General features: G+C 38.4%; 19 protein-coding genes. 15 read left to right on the forward strand and 4 right to left on the reverse strand.

Going from position 1 to position 22,221, the window contains the following annotated elements:
- Window positions 1-439: 439 nt before the first annotated feature.
- On the reverse strand, window positions 440-1,948 hold the full coding sequence (locus RCG19_RS21440) for an MDR family MFS transporter (RefSeq protein ID WP_308108821.1): 1,509 nt from the start codon (window positions 1,946-1,948) through the stop codon (window positions 440-442).
- 162 nt (window positions 1,949-2,110) lie between these two features.
- Here RCG19_RS21440 and RCG19_RS21445 point away from each other — a divergent pair, with 162 nt between their 5' ends.
- The 11 genes from RCG19_RS21445 (at window position 2,111) to RCG19_RS21495 (ending at window position 14,252) form a co-directional block, all read left to right on the forward strand.
- Window positions 2,111-2,545: a MarR family winged helix-turn-helix transcriptional regulator gene (locus RCG19_RS21445; RefSeq protein ID WP_308108822.1), complete on the forward strand. Its 435-nt coding sequence runs from the start codon at window positions 2,111-2,113 to the stop codon at window positions 2,543-2,545.
- Between the two features lie 220 nt (window positions 2,546-2,765).
- Entirely contained in the window at window positions 2,766-4,304 is a 1,539-nt protein-coding gene (locus RCG19_RS21450) for a spore germination protein (protein ID WP_308108823.1), read from the forward strand.
- Window positions 4,305-4,317: 13 nt separating this feature from the next.
- Window positions 4,318-5,457 carry a Ger(x)C family spore germination protein gene (locus RCG19_RS21455; protein WP_308108824.1) on the forward strand — a complete coding sequence of 380 codons (1,140 nt, stop codon included), beginning with the start codon at window positions 4,318-4,320 and terminating at the stop codon, window positions 5,455-5,457.
- 219 nt (window positions 5,458-5,676) lie between these two features.
- Complete coding sequence (locus tag RCG19_RS21460; RefSeq protein WP_308108825.1) at window positions 5,677-6,786, forward strand: GerAB/ArcD/ProY family transporter; 1,110 nt, start codon at window positions 5,677-5,679, stop codon at window positions 6,784-6,786.
- A gap of 133 nt (window positions 6,787-6,919) precedes the next feature.
- Window positions 6,920-7,780, forward strand: coding sequence for a GNAT family N-acetyltransferase (locus tag RCG19_RS21465; protein ID WP_308108826.1), 861 nt, complete (start codon window positions 6,920-6,922; stop codon window positions 7,778-7,780).
- A 253-nt stretch (window positions 7,781-8,033) separates the two neighbouring features.
- The gene (locus RCG19_RS21470) at window positions 8,034-8,204 is read left to right on the forward strand and encodes an SPW repeat protein (protein ID WP_166242952.1); all 171 of its coding nucleotides are present in this window, start codon (window positions 8,034-8,036) and stop codon (window positions 8,202-8,204) included.
- A gap of 177 nt (window positions 8,205-8,381) precedes the next feature.
- Window positions 8,382-9,086: a response regulator transcription factor gene (locus tag RCG19_RS21475; protein WP_308108827.1), complete on the forward strand. Its 705-nt coding sequence runs from the start codon at window positions 8,382-8,384 to the stop codon at window positions 9,084-9,086.
- Window positions 9,083-10,084 carry a sensor histidine kinase gene (locus RCG19_RS21480; protein ID WP_308108828.1) on the forward strand — a complete coding sequence of 334 codons (1,002 nt, stop codon included), beginning with the start codon at window positions 9,083-9,085 and terminating at the stop codon, window positions 10,082-10,084. The genes RCG19_RS21475 and RCG19_RS21480 overlap by 4 nt, the downstream gene beginning before the upstream one ends.
- A gap of 85 nt (window positions 10,085-10,169) precedes the next feature.
- Entirely contained in the window at window positions 10,170-10,934 is a 765-nt protein-coding gene (locus tag RCG19_RS21485; protein ID WP_166242946.1) for an ABC transporter ATP-binding protein, read from the forward strand.
- Entirely contained in the window at window positions 10,909-12,768 is a 1,860-nt protein-coding gene (locus RCG19_RS21490) for an ABC transporter permease (protein WP_308108829.1), read from the forward strand. Before RCG19_RS21485 ends, RCG19_RS21490 begins: the two co-directional genes overlap by 26 nt.
- A gap of 728 nt (window positions 12,769-13,496) precedes the next feature.
- Window positions 13,497-14,252: a class I SAM-dependent methyltransferase gene (locus tag RCG19_RS21495; protein ID WP_308108830.1), complete on the forward strand. Its 756-nt coding sequence runs from the start codon at window positions 13,497-13,499 to the stop codon at window positions 14,250-14,252.
- Between the two features lie 113 nt (window positions 14,253-14,365).
- Here the strand turns inward: RCG19_RS21495 and RCG19_RS21500 are convergent, their stop codons facing one another.
- From RCG19_RS21500 to RCG19_RS21510, 3 genes are read right to left on the reverse strand one after another with little or no spacing between them, the layout of a single operon-like run.
- On the reverse strand, window positions 14,366-14,722 hold the full coding sequence (locus RCG19_RS21500) for a cupin domain-containing protein (protein WP_308108831.1): 357 nt from the start codon (window positions 14,720-14,722) through the stop codon (window positions 14,366-14,368).
- 23 nt (window positions 14,723-14,745) lie between these two features.
- Window positions 14,746-16,305, reverse strand: a complete 1,560-nt coding sequence (gene lsrK, locus RCG19_RS21505) for an autoinducer-2 kinase (protein WP_308108833.1) — start codon at window positions 16,303-16,305, stop codon at window positions 14,746-14,748.
- Between the two features lie 51 nt (window positions 16,306-16,356).
- Window positions 16,357-17,277 carry a sugar-binding transcriptional regulator gene (locus tag RCG19_RS21510; protein WP_166242936.1) on the reverse strand — a complete coding sequence of 307 codons (921 nt, stop codon included), beginning with the start codon at window positions 17,275-17,277 and terminating at the stop codon, window positions 16,357-16,359.
- Between the two features lie 348 nt (window positions 17,278-17,625).
- Between RCG19_RS21510 and RCG19_RS21515 the strand changes: the two genes are divergently transcribed.
- Genes RCG19_RS21515 through lsrB form a run of 4 tightly spaced genes read left to right on the forward strand, consistent with a single transcriptional unit; the run spans window position 17,626 to window position 22,211 of the window.
- Complete coding sequence (locus tag RCG19_RS21515) at window positions 17,626-19,134, forward strand: sugar ABC transporter ATP-binding protein (RefSeq protein WP_308108834.1); 1,509 nt, start codon at window positions 17,626-17,628, stop codon at window positions 19,132-19,134.
- Window positions 19,135-19,144: 10 nt separating this feature from the next.
- Window positions 19,145-20,122, forward strand: coding sequence for an ABC transporter permease (locus RCG19_RS21520; protein WP_308108835.1), 978 nt, complete (start codon window positions 19,145-19,147; stop codon window positions 20,120-20,122).
- Window positions 20,123-20,129: 7 nt separating this feature from the next.
- Window positions 20,130-21,128 carry an ABC transporter permease gene (locus RCG19_RS21525; protein ID WP_308108836.1) on the forward strand — a complete coding sequence of 333 codons (999 nt, stop codon included), beginning with the start codon at window positions 20,130-20,132 and terminating at the stop codon, window positions 21,126-21,128.
- Between the two features lie 6 nt (window positions 21,129-21,134).
- Entirely contained in the window at window positions 21,135-22,211 is a 1,077-nt protein-coding gene (lsrB, locus tag RCG19_RS21530; protein WP_308108837.1) for an autoinducer 2 ABC transporter substrate-binding protein LsrB, read from the forward strand.
- Window positions 22,212-22,221 lie beyond the last annotated feature (10 nt).

The following is a 22,221-nucleotide window of genomic DNA, read 5'->3' on the forward strand; positions in this document are numbered from 1 at the left end:
TAGGTATTCAAAATGATCAATTAGGCATTTTTAATTGATCATTTTGAATACCCCAGCAAGCGAAGCGCGGTAGTGTTTTTTAATAAAGAATATCTCAAACTTTTGTGTCTACTTTCTTGACAGAAGACCAAAATAAGGCAAAATCCAAAGATTTTGATCATATAACCGGAAAAACTCCCTTTATTTATAAGGAAATATGGGTATTTCCCAAAATAAACGGAATCTTTCCGTTTATTTTTCAAAGAAATCTACGTCCAGTTATAACCGCGCCTTGGCCTTAAAATACTTTATACAAAGGTTTACATAACAAAATGTATAACATATAGGAGGACATTTTTAAATGCGTGTTTATAAAAGGGATAGGTATCTGAACCCGCTAGGAAATCTGAGAAGATTTTTATAAAAAAGAAAGCCGCCATCATCATTGGCGGCTTTCCGTTTAATGTTGTACTTGCTCTTGATGCTCCATTACCTTCTTGTGTGATGGAAGGAAGAAAGTAGCGATGAGGTTTGCAACCCCAATAAAAAACACGAGAATAAACACGAGGTGCATCCCATGGGCTAGTCCCTCATGGATCATCGTAAGGACACTTGCAGGCAGCTTGTCCATGTTTTCTGAACTTAAAGCATCGCTAATATTACCTCCTCTGCTCCATCCTCCAGTATGTTCTTTTCCAAACGTAATCAGCGAGTTGTTAAAAATTGTACCAAAAATAGCCACCCCAACTGTTTGGCCAATGGACCGCGTAAAGGTGTTTGATGCAGTTGCTGCTCCACGCATTTGCCAGCCAACCGCCGACTGAACAAGGACGGTTGTAGGAGTTGTTGCATAACCCATGCCCAGACCAATGACAATCATAATTCCTACAAAATACCAATATGGTGAGTCAAGTTCGATCGCAAGCAGCCAGGTTCCACCGAGGGCAATCAAAACGGCACCCAGAATAGCTGTAAACTTTGAACCTATTTTATACATATACCGCCCGGCAAAAGTGGCACCTAGAGGCCAGGCAATCGACATTGGCATGAGTGTAAGGCCTGAGCTCGTGGCACTATGGCCAAGAATGGTTTGAATCCACATAGGCAAATACACATTAACCCCAATGAGGACAGCACTTGCTAGGAAGCCGATGAAATTGGATACGAGAATCACAGGAATCCTAAATAATGAAGGAGGTAGCATTGGTTCCTTCACCTTGGTCTCTATATAGCCAAACAGCACGATAAAAATTACCGCAACAGCAAATAATGCATATATAGCTGTTGAATTCCATGCATATTTCTGCCCAGGACCAGCATTTAGAAGAGTATATAATAGTGTTGATATTCCAATGGTAAAAGTAAGTGCGCCAAGATAATCAATTTTTCGGTCCTTTTTCAAATCGACTGTTTCATGGAAGAAGACCGTGATTAACACTAGCGACACTAAACCAACCGGCAAATTAATATAGAAAATCCATCGCCAGCTAATTTGGTCGACAAAGAAACCGCCGACCAATGGGCCAAGAAGTCCAGCAATTCCCCAGACTGAGCTAAATACTCCTTGCATTTTGGCACGTTGTTCACCAGGGTAAAGGTCACCGATGATGGTAAACGTTAACGGCATGACCGCACCAGCCCCAATTCCTTGAAAAGCACGGAACCAAATTAATTGAGTCATCGTCTGAGCTGCACCCGACAACATCGAGCCAGCCACAAACAAGATCACTCCCGTGATAAAAACTTTTTTCCGGCCGAATAAATCAGCTAATTTACCATAAATTGGTGTCGTGACAGAAGTGGTAAGCGTATAGATGGCAAATACCCAGCTGATTAACTTTAACCCGCTGAGGTCACTGACAATCTGCGGCATCGCAGTACTGACGACGGTGACATCTATGGCAACTAATAGAATGGCAACCAGCATCGCAACGGTGACCATTTTACGATTCGTACTTTTTTTTGGCATGTTTTGTCTCCTTCATTTTTAAAAATAATAGAATAAAAAAACAGTAAATTGTCAAGATGTTGACTAAGTTAGTTTAAGATATCTTCGTAATTTGGTCAACACATTGACTAATTTTATTTATTTTATTAAGATTGTCAATAAAATAGAGACGCGGAGGTTTGTATGGAAGATGTAAAAACAAACATAACGTTAGATTTTTTTAGGCTATCTAATCTATTAGGTAGATATGGAGCAAAGATGGTAGCAGATGTTGGACTTACCAGCATACAGCAATGGGTAATCCTTAGAACCATTATTACTAGAGGAGATATTTCCATTGGAGATTTAAAAGAAGAAATGCTGGTAACAAAACAAAATATGACGGGAATGATCAATCGACTACAGCAATCAAATTTAGTTACGCTTTTTCAAGACCACGAAGATAAAAGACGAACCAGGGTGAAAATTACAGAGGAAGGAATTCGTGTTTATGAGCAATTGAAAACCTTACGAAATGATTTTAATGCCCAGACATATCATATTTATGGTGATCAAGAAATAATGATTTTAAGCGATTTACTTGGCAGACTCGTGGAGCATTTGAAAGAGGGGGAGTAAAGAAGTCCCTTATACCAGTAAATTTTGACTTGTGACCAGCTCTAGACATGGAATGTTCACTAACAAGCAGGGCCATTAGGTCTTGCTTTTTTTATGGGCAACGGAGCATCCTCCAAATGATGAAATGAACTACAGCTGAAAAGTAACATGTCATGATTGCCGATTGTTTTCTCAAAGTTGGAAATACTACGCGTAACTAAAAAAAGTAGGTGAAGTCAAAATGCCACGAAAAATGGACTCCGGCAAAAACCGCGATAGTAACCATATTCAGGAGGTAAATAAAGAGGCATCATTAAGATACAATCTTGAATCCAATCTTGAATTATTTACTCACATATTTAATGGAGATGAAACCCTAAGAATACGGAAGATTCAAAATAAATTTTTATCAGATGTTACTTTTTGTGTAATTTATTTGGATGGAATGGTGAATACAGAAATAATAAATGAAAATATTATCCAACCAATTATGCAAAATAATTTATTTGAAGAAATTTCATTGATTCAACTTTTGGAAGAACTGCAAAATAAAATAATTGTCTCAAATAATGTAGTGAAAGAACACGATACGAACAAGATGGTTCGTTCTTTAATTAGCGGAGATACAGTGTTATTAATCAATGGGTATGACATTTCTTTAATTATTGATTCAAAAGGCATGCAAATGAGATCTATTTCCGAACCCGAATCTGCAAGGGTGGTACGGGGACCACGGGAAGGATTTACTGAAGCAATTATGACAAATCTAAGTTTAATAAGGAGAATCATAAATAATCAGGACCTAAAGATGAAATTTAAAGAGATTGGCAAAAGGACGCATACCAAAACATGTATATGCTATATCGAGGGCTTGGCCTCTACAGAAATAATAACTGAACTCGAAAAGCGACTGGATGCGATTGAACTTGATGCGATATTAGACTCCGGTTACATACAAGAATTGATAGACGATGCTCCATTTTCACCATTTGAGACCGTTGGTTATAGCGAAAGGCCAGATGTGATTGCAGCAAAATTATTAGAAGGAAGGATAGCCCTTGTCGTAGATGGAAGTCCCTTTGTATTGACAGTACCATACATATTAATTGAAGGCTGGCATGCAAATGAAGACTATTATAATAATTATATATTTGCAACCTTTAACAGACTTCTCAGAATGACAGGAGCATTTGTAGCAACGGGGTTACCAGCTATTTTTTTAGCCATTACGTGTTTTCATCAGGAAATGCTGCCAACTCCATTACTGATTAGTATATCCGCATCTCGTATGGGCGTTCCTTTTCCAAGCATTGTCTCATTGATTGGTATGCTATTAGTATTTGATATTATTCGAGAAGCAGGAATTAGGATGCCAGCCCCGATAGGTCAAGCTGTTAATATTGTAGGAACATTAGTGTTGGGACAGGCTGTCGTGGAAGCAAAGTTAATCAGTGCGCCTGTCGTCATCATTACTGCTTTATCGGGGATAATGACATTATTAAGCCCTACCATGATAGGAATTGTTGTTTTAGCGCGGTTCTTTTTATTGTTTTTATCAGCAGTTATGGGTATATATGGATATATATTTGGAATGATATTAATTATAATTCATGTTTTGAATATTCGCTCCTTTGGTGTTCCTTACTTGTTAGGTATGACAACTGTGAAGAATCATAATAGTCAAGACATTTGGATTCGGGTACCATGGTGGTCTATGACCCTAAGACCAAAAATTATAGGCGCTAAAAACTTGGTAAGACAAAGTAGAAAAAACAGGTAGGTATAGTTTCTATATGAGAATTAAAAAATGCTTATTAACGATTACTACCATACTTTGCTTCGCCATTCTTTCTGGATGTTGGAATTACCGAGAAATTGAGGATTTGGTCGTTGTCGGGGGGGTAGCCATCGATAAAGGAAAGGATGGTCGGATCTACCTTACGGTTGAAACTATTCAAATGGAAGCTGGGGCAGAACATCCAACTCAATCCAAAAGTTTTACTATAAGTGGAAAGACTATTTTTGATGCAGTTCGAAACGAAATTGCATTAACGGGAAAAAGATTATATTGGAGTCACAATAAGGCCGTGATTATCAGTCAGGATATTGCGAAGGAAGGAATTCTAGAGATACTTGATTGGTTTCACCGAGATTCTGAAACGAGAGCGGATATTAATATTCTTGTATCAAAAGAGAAAACGGCAAGGGAAATCCTTTTGGGCGAACCAGCTCCCAAGGAAATAGTGTCTTTAGCATTAGAAGAAATGCTTAAAAATCAGAAGTCATTAAACAAAGCCCCTGTTGTGAAAATATGGAAGGTTATTAATGAAATTGAGGCATCTGGAGTTGTCACCGCTTTACCGGTGGTGGCATTACAAAAAAGATTACCTAAAATGAATGGGACGGCCATTTTTAATAAGGATAAACTGATAGGATTCTTAGATGGCGAGGAAACGGAAGCTTTCTTATTTGTTCGAGATGAAATTAGCGGAGGATTACTCGTAGTGGGTAAAGAAGACGACATTACATCTTCACAAATTTCCTTAGAAATTTTTAAAAGTAAAACGAATCTCAAACCCACTATTAATAAGGCTGACATTAAAATGAACGTCAATATCGATACCACCGTTACGATAGATGAAATTAACGGCAAAAAGAACTATATGGAAGAACGTAAAAAAGACTTACTGGAAAAGAGTTTTGAAAAAATAGTAAGTCAACGAGTAGAGAAAGTTATTAAACATGTACAAAGTGAATACAAGGTTGATATTTTTGGCTTTGGAGAAAAAATTCGAGAAGAGGATCCACAGGTATGGAATCAAATTAAATCATCATGGGAAAATAAGTTTCAAGATTTACCGGTTAATGTTACATCGAATGTCCATATAAAAGGTAGTGGTATGCTTGCAGAGCCGTTAAAAAGGGGAGATTAACCTGTTTGTAATTCCTTTGGTCGTATATGCTGTTTTATTCATGTATGAGTTTATTCCCTTATATAAACAAAAGTATTGGCAAGACTTCTGGTTAAATGCCATTTTGGGTTTATGTTCTTTTACAGTTGCTTTAGTCTTAAGTTTTGGGGGGAAAATACCTAGCCCTGCTATCCCCATACAAAACGTAATTGAGTCATTGTTTGGAAAGTAGGTTTGGGAATGCGGAAGGAACGAATAACAGATAAAGAAGCAACCTGCATATTAATCATATTTTACATAGGAAGTTCATTTATTCTTGGTGTTGGGACAGGGGCGAAAAATGATGCGTGGATAAGTGTTTTATTGGGGGTATCCCTATCAATCCCCATTGTTCTAGTTTACGGGAGGCTCCTTTCACTTTTTCCCGAGAAAGGACTATATGATATTGTCGATCAAATTTTTGGAAAAGTGATTGGCAAATTAGTTGCCATCATTTATATTTGGTATACATTTCACCTAGGGGCACTAATTATGCGGAATTTTGGGGAGTTTATTAATACCTCAGCTATGCCTGAAACCCCTCTTTTTGTTCCCATTTTGTGCTTAGGTATAGTCAGTATTGTTGCTGTAAGGTCAGGCATTGAAGTGATTGGAAGAATAAGTGCCACAAGTCTTCCATTCTTATTGTTTATTATCGTTGTGGTTCAATTTATGGGTATACCCCAATTACATTTTCATTATATTAAACCCATTCTCGGTAATGGATTTTCGCCCATTATGAAAGCGGGATTTTCTACATTTGCATTCCCTTTTGCAGAATCTGTGGTGTTACTGGGTGCTTTTTTTTCATTAAAAACAAAAGTATCACCGCTTAAGATTTTTCTGAAGGGAACTGTTTTTGCAGGATTGTTAATTTTCTTCATAACGTTACGTAATATTCTTATTTTAGGAGGGATCCTTCCTAAACTTTATTTTCCCGCGCATGTTGCGGTGAGTAGAATTATTATTGGGGATTTTTTGCAAAGAATTGAGCTAACCGTGGCAGTCATTTTTATATTTGGTGTATTTATTAAAGGCAGTATTTGCTTATTGGTTTGCAGTATTGGATTTGCTAAGTTATTCAATTTACACGATTATCGCTCCATTGTAATCCAGAATGGTCTATTAATGATTTTTTTTGCTTATACAATTTATGATAGTATTTTTGAAATGCGAAAATGGGCGTTTGAAATCTATACCTATTACGCATTTCCGTTTCAAGTAATTATTCCATTACTCATGCTAGTAATTGCCGAGATAAAAGTAAGAGTAGATAAGAAACAATCCACTAATTCAATTGAATCGGGCTAGTTTATTTTGGCTTTGTTCCCTTTACGGAATTATGGGTAGGAATTTTTAAAGAAACCTCGAAATAATTATTACGGAAAAGATTTATCGATAAAGTCATTTTAAACTAACTATTTCGAGGGGAGAACAGAATTAATTGAAACTAGAAAATACTATTCGCTATTACTGTTGTACAGAAGTAAAGGATCAGTTTATCTACCAAGCCTTTCATACTGGGTTTTCCGATTATATCATTAAGATGGATATAGCTGAGGATGTATTTCTCGCCCGCTTCTTTGGTCCTGAAGGGAATAAGAGAGAGAACTCCTTTATTGCCTTTGATCAAGATGAACCAGTAGGTGTCATTCTTGGTGGGATAAAGATATATGAAGGCATTCAAACGATGAGATGCGGTACATTAGCGATTCATCCAGCCTATAGAGGTAGAGGAATTAGTCAGAAACTGTTTGAACTTCACAAACAAGAGGCAATGAAACACGGCTGTAAACAGTTATTTCTTGAAGTGATTGTCGGCAATGATCGGGCGGTTCGGTTTTATGAAAAGCTTGGCTATGAGAAAATCTATGATCTTGTCTACTATACTCTTGAAGATTTATCATTGTTGGAAAAACCAGACTCAGAGATTTTTATTAATCGAATCGATTTTGAAGAGTTCAAGCAAGCAGTAGGAAACTGGGACTATCATATTAATTGGCAGAATGATCTCGACTATATCGAACAAACTAGGAATATCTCATATTATCATGCTAGGAGAGAAGACGGCTTGGCAGGATGTTTAGCCATTTCAGCAGCCGGAACCATCCATTTTTTAATGGTCGATAGGAAAGAAAGAGGGAAGGGCGTAGGGACACAGCTTTTGCAAACAGCCGGTCATGAGCTCCATCTATCCAAAATGTCGGCAGGTTTTCCCAATAACAGCCTTCTTGAGGGATTTTTTAAGAAGCAAGGTTTTAAAAAGGGAGTGCTGAAACAATTTGAGATGTATTTACTGCTTTAATCATAAGAGATGAACGGTTTCCGTATTTGCCATTCAAGCGGATGGAAGGCTGGTTAGATTGCAGGTCGCAGCTTGGAACAACATTTCTTATCTGGGTTCACAAGCGTTAGCTGTTCTTTGATGGACTTAGTCCTTACGGTAACACCTCCAGAGCAAAGTTCCTATACGTTTAGGTAATATTTTTTAAAAATTTGGAATAGAATTTAGTCAGTACTCCAATTTTCGAATCTTCATGGGAAGGAGGCGATATTGGATGTGGCAACTTTGGCTTTCTGGATTAATTGGTATTTGGTTAGTCTGTTCATCTTGGGTATACGATTTCGCTGACAACTCCGGTGCCTTTTGGAACAATATCATTTTTGGGATTATTATTCTTATTTTATCAATTTGGGTGGGGAATAAAGATAAAAGCAATACCCCTTGATTAGCGTTAGCAGGCTGTTTGAGTGGTTCATATTGGAGTACTAAGCCCTCTTTATGGAGGGTTTTTCTTTTAGCCTTAAGAAAGTAGATGCGGGGTTATTGAACAAGTGACAAGATTATTTTTGTAGGTGATTTCATTCTGTGACATAATGGTATCTGAAATAAGGAGTGATTAAACATGCAAAAGATCATGATTGTTGAGGATGATCCTAAAATTGCCGAACATTTGAAAACACACATTGAAAAATATGGCTATGATGTGACGTGTGTGATTGATTTTGAACATGTCATGAAGGCATTTTATGAGATAAATCCAGATCTGGTTCTTTTAGATATTAATTTACCAAGTTTTGATGGGTATTATTGGTGCAGGCAGATTCGGAAGGAGTCAGTGTGTCCTGTGATTTTTATCTCGGCTCGGATTGGGGAGATGGATCAGGTGATGGCATTAGAGAATGGTGGCGATGATTATATGACCAAGCCGTTTAGTGCGGAAATTGTGATGGCTAAAATCCGTAGTCAGCTGCGCCGTGCATATGGGGAATATGCCAACATTCATAAGGATCGGGTAGTAGAAAACGCGGGTCTTACATTCTTTCCGGAACGAATGGAGATGACCTTTGGCACCAAAACTATTTCCTTATCAAAAAATGAAGCAGATATTATTGAAAGCTTAATGGAACGGTATCCGCGGGTGGCTGGTCGTGAAGATTTACTAGAGAAGCTTTGGGATGACCAAAGCTATGTCGATGAAAATACATTGAATGTGAATATCACGAGGGTTCGGAAAAAGTTTCAGGAAATTGGATTACAAGATGCCGTGGAAACAGTAAGAGGGGCAGGGTATCGGTTAACCCTTTCATGGAAGGAAGATCAGGGATGAGATTGTTTTTTAAGGAGTATTCCTTACTAATTGTTGTACAAGCTGTTCAATTGGTTATCATCCTTTCTATCTTTTGGCTTGATGGATATCGCGATATCAAGCTGTTTTTTTATGCTGCATTCCTTAGCTTTTTCATTCTTGGCTGTTATCTAACTTATTATTATGTATCCCGTCAGAAGCTGTACCAGCGTTTGAATCAGCCGTTAGAGTCACTAGATGACAGCTTTCAAAAAACAGATCAAGCACCGATTTCAATCGCTTTTGACCAGGTGCTGCGTAACCAATACATACTTTTTCAAAGTCAATTAGAATCCGCCGAAAGAGAACAGGCGGAGCATCGGAAGTTTATGGATCAATGGGTTCATCAGATGAAAACCCCTTTGTCGGTGATAGAACTTACTGCCCAAAATTTAGATGAACCCGAATCCTCCAGCATCCGAGAAGAAACCGATCGGATGAAAACAGGCTTGAACACGGTCCTCTATATGGCACGGCTAAGAACGATTGAGCAGGATTTTCATATTAAACCGGTGAATCTTGTGCCATTGGTGGTTGAAGTGAACGGAGAGCATAAACGCGTTTATATTCGTAACAACGTCTATCCTAAGCTAGAAGTGGAAAAGGAAGGAGTGACGGTGGCGACCGATGAAAAGTGGCTGTTTTTTATCCTCTCTCAGCTTATCAATAATGCCGTAAAATATTCTTCCGAAACCAGTAATCGCATTGTCATTTCCATTTATGAAAGAGGGAAAGAAGCCATTTTGGAAGTAAAAGACTTTGGAATAGGCATTCCTGAAGCAGATAAACGGCGGATATTTGATCCCTTTTATACTGGAGAAAATGGCAGGAAATTTCGAGAGTCCACGGGTATGGGACTGTATTTGACGAAGGAGACACTAAACATCCTTGGGCACAAGATTGAAATGGAGTCAGAAGTGGGGAAAGGGTCAACCTTTCGCATTATTTTTTCAGAAACTCAAAACCTTACAAGCTTGTAAGGAAAGTGAAAGAAGAATCGATAGTTTAGCTAGCAATAAGCAAGGTATACTAATCACAGATCAGAAAGAGGAAGGGGATCTTGTGATGTTGGATGTAAAACAGGTTAGTAAAATTTATGAAGGTAAAATTGCCTATAAAGCATTAAACAATATTAATTTATCTATTGAAGATGGGGAATTTGTTGGCATCATGGGGCCTTCCGGGAGTGGGAAAACGACCCTTTTGAACATGATTGCTACGATTGATGAACCAACTACAGGTGAGATATTGATCAATGGAAAGAATCCACATCGTCTCAATAGAGAGGACTTGGCAAGATTCCGAAGACGTGAACTTGGGTTTGTTTTCCAAGACTTCAATTTGCTCCACACCTTAACCGTGGAGGAAAATATTGTCCTTCCGTTGACTCTCGATGGAAAAAAGGTGAAGGAGATGAAGCAAAAGGCGTGTGTTATCGCGGAGAAATTGGGAATTACCCCTATTATGAACAAGCGCACCTATGAAATCTCCGGTGGTCAGGCTCAAAGGGTAGCTGTGGCAAGGGCGATGATTCATATTCCCAAGATGCTCCTTGCTGATGAACCGACTGGTAATCTTGATTCGAAGTCGTCGAAGGATGTTATGGAGATGTTGGAATCGATCAATAAAAATGAGTCGACAACGATGTTATTGGTGACCCATGATCCACAAGCTGCAAGTTATTGCAATCGAGTGATTTTTATCCGAGATGGAGCATTTTTTTCAGAAATTCATCGCGGCGATAATCGCCAAGCCTTTTTCCAAAGAATTATCGATACACTTTCTTTACTAGGAGGGGATGGCCATGACCTTTCGCAGATTCGCGTTTAATAATGTCGTTCGCAACAAACGGTTGTACGCAGCTTACTTCCTAAGCAGTATGTTTACGGTGATGGTATTTTTTACATTTGCGATATTCGCCTTTCACCCTGATTTAACTGGAAGTGAGATGAATTTGACTGTACAAAAAGGGATGAATATTTCAGCGGGAATTATCTATGTCTTTTCTTTTTTCTTCGTTCTTTATTCAATGAGTACATTCTTAAGTACCCGAAAAAAAGAGTTTGGGTTATTGATGATGCAGGGTATGTCCGTTAGGCAAATACGTCTAATGGTATTCATGGAAAACATGGTGATTGGCTTTTTCGCTACATTAGGTGGGATCTTGTTGGGATTGATTTTTTCCAAAGGGATTTTATTAATTGGGGAAAATGTGCTTGCCATGAATGACGGTCTAAACTTTTATATTCCGATTAAAGCAGTTTTTGTAACCTTTGTTTCCTTTATTTTGTTATTTTTCTTTATTTCGTTATTTGTCTCCTATGTATTACGCAGTCGAAAGCTGATCGACTTAATTAAAGGAAATAAAAAGTCAAAAGGCGAACCAAAAGCGAATATCTTTCTCACGATTTTAGCCGTATTTCTCATTTTAATTGGATATGCAGCTGCTTTAATTGTGAAGGGAACGCTCGTAATTGCAGCAATGCTGCCAGTGATCATTGTCGTAATCATCGGTACCTATCTCTTGTTCACCCAGTTAAGTGTTTATCTGATCCGAAGATTTAAGAAGAATGAAAACATCTTTTGGCGGAAAACGAACATGATTTTATTATCCGATCTTTCGTTCCGAATGAAGGATAATGCTCGTACCTTTTTTATGGTTGCGATTGTTTCGACTGTTGCATTTAGTGCGATTGGGACATTGTTTGGTTTTCAAACCTTTCTTACTGCAGGGTTGAAAAATAACAATCCTTATACATTTTCATATAGAACTGATGATCAAGACGAGCAGGATGTCGCCTTAATTAATGAAACGATTAGGGAAGAAAAGATGGAAGCAAATCACGAGCAAACAATGCTTCACTATTATGAGATTGGTCAAGATTCCATCCTTATAGCGAGGGAATCGGATTTTAATCGATTTGCTAGAATGCTTAGGGAAGATACTATTGATATTCAAAATGGTCAGGTTCAAGTAGTTGAATTTGCTGGGAATGAATTTGGACAAACCGAAGATCTACTAAAGCAAACGATCAAATTGAATTCAGGTGTTACCTTAACGCCGAAGAAAGTTATTTATTCAAAAGCACTGCCAGCAACTGATTCATATTATGTCGTTTCTGATCATGATTTCAAGGAACTGCCCGCACCAAAAAGGGAGGAGCACTTTCATGCATGGCAGGTTACGGAGGGGAAAGAAAACATTTTTTCAGCTTCCCGAAAGATAGCTGACGACCTTCCTTCTTATGAATTTAATGCTAGGGATTATAGTATTTATCAACTAAATCAGCAATATGGTCTAGTCTTATTTGTGGGATTATTTATCGGGATTGTCTTTTTTGTCTCCGCTGGAAGTTTCCTTTATTTCCGACTTTACGCGGATTTAGATGAAGACAAACAAAAATTTCATTCAATCGCGAAAATGGGCTTAACCGAAAAAGAATTAAAAAAGGTCCTTACTAGACAAACGGCCATTCTTTTCTTCACACCGATCCTGGTTGCCCTCATTCATGGAGCGATAGCCCTGACTGCATTATCGCACCTTTTCTTTTATGACTTAACAAAGGTATCCATGGTGGTACTAAGTGTATTTTTAGTCATCCAAATAGTGTATTTTTACATTGTCCGCTTTTTCTACACGAAGCAAGTGAAAACTGTTCTTTGATGTAAATGTAAGAGGAAGTTCCGAAAAGACAGTTGTATTGGTATATAAAAAAGTAAAACTCGCCAAAATTGGTGAGTTTCTTTAGTAGGAAACCTTATTTAAGTAAACCCCAGTGGTTCTGAGATACACCTTATTCCTTTTTTCTGTCCTTAATCAAGTGATCTGCAAAAAGTAAATTAAACGGAGAGTTTCCGGTTAAATGCAAAATGGAGCTCGTTTCAAGGGAAATAATCGGAGGTTTTCCGATTATGCAAAGAAAAACCCCTCATTATCGGTTTTTTCGAGTCTATAGGCGGAATTCCTCCGTCTATTTAAGCCATTTTTAATTAAAATTTCTAACTAGGCGGAATTTTTCCTTCTATTTATCATGTCGGATGCATGACCTGACCCCCCAACCGATAAGTGCGGATTCCCTTGATTCAGCAGCTAAAAGATCAATAAAATTGGTAATCCAAAATGCACTGCAAATGATAGAATTTTGGCCCTTTATTTACTTATTTTCTATCCTGCTTTGCTATTCCAAAATTTATAATTTTGGAATAAAAGATGTTTGTGTTTGATATTGTTTCCCATTAGACTGAACTGTCATATCAATTAGCAATGAAAATCAGCTGCCATTTAGAATGTTCAGAGAAAACAGAGAAATGAATAGAATTTCCGGAAGAAACATGTCATGATTTAAGTAAGCAATTAATAGTCAGCAGATTTATCAAAGGGGAGTGACTTAGATGGAGCAAAAATACATAGAGTTAAATTCGAAAACGATTGATAAGTGGGTAGAGGATGGTTGGTTATGGGGGAAGCCGATTAGTCATGAGATTTTTGAAAAAGCGAAAAAGAATGATTGGTTTGTGGTTCTAACACCGACTAAACCCGTACCAAAGGAATGGTTTGGCGAAATGAATGGTGCTAAAATCCTTGGCTTGGCGTCTGGCGGTGGTCAGCAAATGCCAATCTTTTCGGCCTTAGGGGCAACATGTACGGTATTGGATTATTCAGAAAAGCAATTGGAAAGTGAAAGAGAAGTAGCAAAAAGAGAGAATTATGAAATCAACACAGTTAGGGCTGATATGACCAAGCCGTTGCCATTCGAGGACGAATCGTTCGACATGATTTTTCATCCCGTTTCCAATTGTTATGTAGAGGATGTTGTTCCGATATGGAAGGAATGTTACCGCGTTTTGAAAAAAGGAGGGATTCTCTTAGCCGGATTAGATAACGGTTTTAATTATCTGTTTGATGAAGATGAGACAACGCTCGCCAATCAGCTCCCATTTAATCCCTTGAAGGATCCCGAGCTATATGAAAAGTCGCTAAAAAATGATTGGGGCATCCAGTTTTCCCACACGATTGAGGAACAAATAGGGGGACAATTACAGGCGGGTTTTATCCTAACTGATATCTTCCAAGATACAAACGGTTCAGGGAAACTTCATGAATTCAATGTTCCAACCTTTTATGCTACAAGAGCGCTTAAAAGGTAAGTACTGGGAGGATTCGCGAACAGTAGAAAAGAAGCGAAAAGAGGATGCAATTACTGCTATCCTCTTAAAATCTTCTTCCATTGCAGTCGACTTTTACTGTGTTGACATGTAGATTAATTATCGTATGGCTTGTAATCTACTTCAACCTTATCTTTTTCTTGATAGGGTGCGAGCATAAAAGCGGCTTTAAAGACTTTTTCTCCTTTATTAATTAAATAGTGGACTTTTTTCGGTTCAACATGAACAAAATCACCTGGTTTACATTGGAAAATCTCATTGTCAATATGAATTTCTAGGTTGCCTTCTAAAATATAGAAGTTTTCTTCCATGATGGTATGATAATGGGCTGTGAAATCTTGTCCTGGTTGTAACATAACCACACCAAAGTTCATTCTAGGTCCTTTTAAAAGATACTTGGGGCCACTATCTCCAAATCGGTATTCTCTCTCATTCTCGTTTATAACTGACAATTGGTTTCACTCCTTTATATAAGTTATAATCCGGGTGCGATCCACATATGTTCTGTAACCCCTTGATCGGCTAGATCTAATTGTACTTTATAAATGGCTTCCCACTTTTTATATAATTCTTCATAAATGAAGTGATTCGATACGTTTGGTTCGAAGGTTTTTTCAAACTTTACGACTTGATCGATGGCTTCTTTAAAATTTAGATAAACGCCAGCACCTACACCTGCACATATCGCTGCACCAAGAGCAGTCGATTCTTTTACAACTGGAATTTTCACCTTCCTATTAAGAACATCAGCAAGAATTTGGCACCATAAGTCACTTTTTGATGCCCCGCCTCCAAACACAATGGATTCCGGTGAGGTGTTGGTAATTTTAGAAACCATTTCAATATTCCCCTTCGTTACAAATGCGGCATTCTCCATGATCGCCCTATAAAAGGTGGCCTTATTAAACGAACCATCAAATTTAAAATCTACGAAACTAGGTGCTGCATGTTTCCAAGAAAAGTAATTCATTTTATCTGAAAACGTGCAAATCATTCCATGGCTACCAGCCGGTACATTTTGGGCTCTTTTCTCCATTTGTTCATAAATGCTTTCACCACTTTCTTTTTGAAGGAAGGCTTCAAGCTCACAAAACGTATCTCTGAACCATCTCATGATCAATCCAGGAAAGAAGGCGATGGCTTCATATTGCCAAGTATTTGGGAGTGCATGACAATTCACTCTTACTTTACATTGATCATTGATTTCGACCTGGTTAGTGGTATATTCATATTGCCAAAAGCTTCCGCCTAATACAGCGGCATCTCCTTCATTGATCACTCCCATCCCGATGCATCCTAATTGAGCATCACCACCTCCTGCAATCACTAAAGTTTGCGTACTCAATCCAGAAAGTGCTGAAAATTCTTCGGTAACATGGCCAATGATGGATCCGCTCTCATTTACGACTGGAAAAATATCATTCCGCAGACCAACCTTCTCTGAAATACGTGGATCCCATACTCGATTTTTAATATCAAATAGACCAGTCGTACACCCATTAGATGGTTCAACCGAAATCACATCGGTTAAGCGATAGGTAATCCAGTCGTTCAACATTGTCACGTATTTCACTCTTTCATACGTTTCGGGAATATTCTTTTTCACCCAAAGAATTCTAGGAATTGCTCCTAGTGAAAAGGTTTGCCCTGAAACATGGTGAATTTCTGCTTCGATGGTGTCACTTATTTTATAAAGGTTCGCTACTTCATTATTGGACCTTGAATCAACATTCGCACAGGCCCATAACTCCTGACCGTTTTCATCGTATAGGACAATGGCTTCACGCATGCTCGTTGTTGAAATGGAGACAATGTTCTCTGGGTGAACCTTGCTTTTTGCTAAGATTTCCTTAATGAGAAGGATGATTGTTTCCATATTTTGATTGATATCAAAGTCCTGAGAACCCGGATATCGTTTATCTTCGTTATGGGTCCATTCTGATTGTGTAACAAAGTGTTCATTGCCTAATGTGTCAAACAAAATGACTCTGACACTGCCAGTGCCGGCATCAATCGCCATTAAGTATTTTTCCATACGATCAACCTTCCTCACTATCATAATTAGGAATTATTGGTCTGCAGCATTTTAATCTATTAGACTATTCGCAACGGCTTCATCTGTAATTAAGACATCGATATATCCTCCTTTTAATGCGCCGATAATGGCTTCTTTTTTTTCGAGTCCTCCTGCTACCGCAACCACGTGGTTAAGTGATTTTAATAGATGAATATCAGTACTAATCAGTTGTTTATGCAATTCTAGATTTAAAACTTTTCCATTTTTATCATAGAATTGGCTTAATAAATCTCCGACAGCCCCCATTGATTTATAGATTTCCATTTCATTCGTGTTTACATATCCTTCCTTCACAATGGTGGCCCGTTCATTTACGGCTCCAATACCAATGATCGTGATGGTGGAGTAAGGAATCATTTCAAATATCTTCTTGATTGGTTTTTCATGAATCAATTGTTCAGCAAGGTGTTTAGTGGATGCCAATAATGGGGCGGGCATAATGTAATGGTTGTAATTGGGATTGGTATAATAATCAGAAGATGAATCGACTGCCGTCGGAATGTAAAATCTGACTCCGCCGGATAATGAGACGAACGTAACTTTATACTTAGTTGAGATTGTTAAATGTCCCAAGGTTCTTGAAACGGCTTGGCCATAACCGACATTTATCATGGTGTCACTGGTAATTCTGTCCTCAATATAGTGGGCGGCGGCTTTAGTCAGACTCTCTAACGGTTTTTCTTTCGAAGAAGGAACAATATAAATATCCTGTAAGTTATATTGCTGCTTGATCTTATTTTGCAAATCGATGTGGACAAATTGATCCAGGTTAATTTTAAATTGAATAATGTTGTTTGCTTTCGCGATATCTAGGAATTTAATCACTTTCATTCTAGATAGATTTAAAGACTCTGCTATCTCATTTTGCGTCATTCCCTCAATATAATACTTCCAGGCTATTTTTATGATTAGGCTATTTTCATATGTCATCTTCTTCACTCTTTACAGTTTATTTTTAATACAAAAATTTTATGTTAAAACAATTGTGCTACCTTTGTTGTGCAGTCATACAAATGTAAACCCTGTTACGCTTCGTTCGCCAGTCCATGTCCCTTATATATTGTAATAAGACTGTAATGAAAATTATGCCTAGTTCATATAATCTACGAGGGAATACCTAATAAGGTGTTTAGGGTTATGTAATATTTGTAATCCTTAAAAATATATATAGTTTACTAGCTAATAAAATGTTTGTTTGTTAATAAAAAGTATTATTCAGCAATAGACTGATAATAAAAGTAAGCGTTTGCAAGACGGGTGCTAAGATAGGGGGGTATTATGGAAGCGCCGAGGAACTTAGTGACAGTAGAAAATATCCGTAAGTCATTTAACCGCAACACGGTTTTGAAGGGGATCTCTTTAGAACTTAATGAGTCGGAGGTCATAACGATTATCGGCGGAAATGGAGCAGGGAAGAGTACCTTAATGAAAATCCTCACCGGTATTTACAAAGCGGATGAGGGGTTTATTGAAATTTATGGAGAAAAGGTAGAGCACTTAAACCCATTCGCCGCACATGAAAGAGGCATATATTTAGTGCCGCAAGAACCATTGCTATTTCCCAATATGACGGTTGAACAAAACCTTACGATCGGATTTCGTAAGCATAAAAATGTAGTGAGAGAAGAATCCATGAGGCTCATTAAAGAATTAGGCTGGAATATTGATTTGAAACGGTTAGCTGCTACATTAAGTATCGCTGAGCAACAACAGCTTGAGATAATAAAAGGATTAGTAAGAAAGGCAAAAGTGTTAATTCTGGATGAACCAACCTCTACCTTAACGTTTTCAGAAACAGAGTCTCTTTTCAAGGTTATTAAACAGTTACGGAATTCCGGTGTAGGCATCTTCTATATTACCCATCGACTTGACGAGGTCTTTCAGATTTCCACGCATGCAGTCATATTACGGGACGGAAAAGTAACACTTAAAGGGAGAATCGATGAATTTACGAAAGAAATGCTGATTCAAGGGCTGCTTCCAGAAGGAAACGAAAATCTGTATGAAGATCAGTTTGAAAGACGAAAAACCAACCACGAGGGAGAAGAACCAATCCTTAAGGTGGTAGACATTGTTGGGGAAGGATTTAGGAATATTAGTTTTGACGTTTATAAGGGAGAAGTGGTTGGCCTTGCTGGGCTTGTCGGGGCTGGAAGAACGGAAATTGCCGAAGCGATTTACGGTATTAATCCAATCCAAAGCGGAAAAGTCTATCTGGATGGTAAAGACATTACAAGGATGTCCATCAACGAAACGGTGGACAGCGGGCTGGCTTATATCCCCGAGGATCGATTTTTGAACGGAATTTTTTCGATCAGTTCTGTCAGAAATAATATCACATCACAAATAATGAAAAAGCATGGAATTTTTACGAAGAAGAAAGTAGAAGAACAGGTGGCCAGTCGGTATATTGATCGACTAAGAATTAAGGTGGGTTCCCAGGAGGATGATATGAAGTCATTGTCAGGCGGGAATCAGCAGAAAGTTGTAATCGCAAGGGCTCTATCCATGAACCCAAAATTGATTATCATGGATGAACCGACAAGGGGAATTGATGCTGCTGCCAGGGGAGACATCTATTCCATCATCTCAGAACTAAAGAGCCAAGGATTTTCTATTCTGCTCATTTCCTCAGACCTTGAAGAAATCGGCAGAATAAGTGACCGCATCTATGCAGTGTATCAGGGAACATGCACTGTTTGCCTTAGCTTAGACGAAATTAATGCAGTCAATGTGATGAAAGCAGCTTTTGGAACATTTGAAGGAAGTGATCAGGGACATGGCTAGGGTTTCTAAAATGATCAAACAACGAGAATTTAGAACTTTACTATTTTTAATCCTTCTTTTTGTGGTTGTGGGTTTCATCAACACTGATTATGTATCTTTACAGAATATCGATAAGTCACTGAAGAGCAGCTTGGTTTATATTGTGCTTGCGATCGGGATGACCTTTGTCCTATTAACAGGGAATTTGGATATTTCAATAGGTGGAACGCTGGGATTAAGTGCGGCTGTTTGCGGAACCATTCTTAGAGATGGGGGAACTATTTTTCTAGCGGTATTCACTGCCATATTAATAGGCGCCTGCATCGGACTCATTAATGGTTTTGGAGTCGTAAAGTTAAAAATTTCTTCGTTTATTATGACATTAGCCATGCTCTCTATAACAAGAGTGGTCCAAGTTATTTATACGGATGGAAAATGGGTAGAAAATATTCCTGCAAATATTAAGGAACTTTCAACTATAGATATTTTCGGTATGAATTTATTCTCGCTTATCGTTATTGTTGGGGTCCTAATCGTTCAAGTATACCTATCTAAGAGCAGTAAGGGAAGGTATTTCACTGCTATTGGTGATAACGCAGACGGGGCCATATCATTGGGGATTCCTGTTAAAAGATATAGTACCTATTCATTTGTCATTTCAGGTATTTGTGCATCTATTGCAGGATTAATCTTTGTGAGTCAAATTGGTTTTGTCTCCTCTAATGCCGGGACTGGAATTGAACTGACCGTCATCGCCGCCTGTGTTCTTGGCGGTGTGTCATTGATGGGCGGGATCGGAACGGTTATTGGGGCAGCATTAGGTGCCGTCATTTTAACGTCCATCAACTCTGCTCTGGTATTTATGAAAGTACCAGCCTTTTGGAATGATACGATTTCGGGTTCACTGTTAATTATCATTGTCGTTATTGATTCCCTTCTTGCGTTTCGTGCCAATAGAAAGGCAAAGAAAGTAAGATTAAATGCTAGAGTTCTGCAAAAGGAGGCTTAGAAATGACATGTTAACGAAAATCCCGAGATGGAACCTCGCCTTATTCCTCATCATTATTGCTGAAATTATCGTGTTTGGGATGATGAATCCGAGATTCTGGAATATCACAATCTTGTTAAATAGTTTTAATGATTTTATTGCGGTTGCTATTATTGGCTTTTTTGTCACATTGGTCGTTATTACTGGAGGAATTGATATTTCTGGGGTTTCGATTATCGGGTTAACCTCTGTTGTAACGGGACTCTTATCTCAAGTGGTTGGTCTAAATATTTGGGTTTCCATTATTTGTGCCATATTAATTGGTGGATTATGCGGCCTTTTCAATGGAGTCCTAATTGCTTATGGCAGAGTTCAAGCCATGGTAATAACGCTTGGCGGCATGCTTTTATATAGTGGGATTGCGATCGTGCTTGTGGGCGTGTCTGGTGTCAGTACCTATGAAGGGATATCGGGCTTTTCTGAAAGCTTTAGCAAAATTGCCAATGGAGAAGTTATGGGAATTCCGAGTGCCGTCATCTTTTTTTTTAGTATGTTTTTCATCGCCTATATCCTTCTGCACCGCACAAGATATGGAAGATATATTTACTTAACGGGAATTAATCAAAATACCGCCGAGTACTCTGGGATTGATACAAAAAAGATCATTACGAGTACCTACGTTTTGTCAGGATTAAGTGCTGGAATTGCAGGTGTTGTCTTAACTTCCTATTTAGGTAGTGCACGATCTGATTATGGTGCTGAATATCTTATGCCTATTCTTACTGTCGTTGTCTTAGGGGGGACATTAATCACAGGAGGTAAAGGGGGTGTTGTTGGGACAGCACTAGCCAGCATTATTTTAGGTTTTTTGCAGATTGGTTTGCAAATGGCTGGAGTTTCCACCCAATATATCGGATTGGCTACGGGCGTCCTTCTCATTGTCTCTGTTGCATTCCTGGGGATTAATCCAGATTTCAGGCTAAATGTAAAAAGAATCATCACACCAAAACAAAATATTGGAGGTTAAGCTGCAATGGGAAAATTAAAATCTATGAAGCTTTTGATTGTTGTGGCCATTGTGATGTTATTTGTAGCTGCATGCGGATCCAATGAAGGCGACTCTGGAGACGGAGGCAAAAAGAAAGATGATAAAGATATTCAAGTTGTTTTCATACCTAAAATGACTGGGAATGCATTCTTTGAATCTGGAAACGACGGTGCACAGGAAATGGCCAAGAAAGTGGGCTTTAAAGTGAAATACGATGGGGCTCCAGAAGGTACGGTTGCGAATCAAGTACAAATTATTAATAGTGCTGTCAATAGCGGTGCTGATGCAATAGCCATTTCCTCTGTCTCTTCAGATGGGTTGAATCAGGCCTTGAAAAAGGCATTAGATGCCGGCATTAAAGTAGTCACATGGGATTCGGATGTGGATCCTAAATATCGTTCCGTTTATGTAAACCAAGGAACACCAGAAATCTTAGGTAAAATGCTCGTTGATATGGCTGCACAGCAGATGGATAACCCCAATGATGCGAAGAAAATTGCCTGGTTCTACTCAAGCCCAACCGTACCAGACCAAAATTCATGGGTTAATTATGCAAACAAATATATAAAAGAAAAATATCCAAAATGGGAACTTGTCACGACACAATTCGGTGATGCCAATGAACAAAAATCATTACAGGTTGGAGAAAGTATTTTAGATTCTTTCCCTGATATCGATGCCGTTATTTGTCCAGATTCAACTGCTCTTCCAGCAATGGCACAAGCAGCTGCCAATAAAGGGTTAAAAGCCGATGATGTCATTATTACTGGATTTGCTTCTCCGAATTCAATGAGACAATTTATTGAAAATGGCACTATTACCAACCATGGTTTATGGGATGTTAAAGATCAAGGGGCCCTTGCCGTATACGTCGCTTATTGGTTAGCTAAAGGCAATGATATGAAAGTGGGGGACTCTATTGATGTCCCTGATATGGGTTCCGTTAAAGTAGAGCCGAACACGATCCAAGGATACGATTATAAGGCTGACGATTCAGGCATTATTGTTTTACCAGAGCGCATTGTATTTACAAAGGACAATACGAACGATTACGACTTTTAACGGTTTAAAT

It is taken from the genome of Neobacillus sp. OS1-2 (assembly GCF_030915505.1).
Taxonomy (GTDB): domain Bacteria; phylum Bacillota; class Bacilli; order Bacillales; family Cytobacillaceae; genus Neobacillus.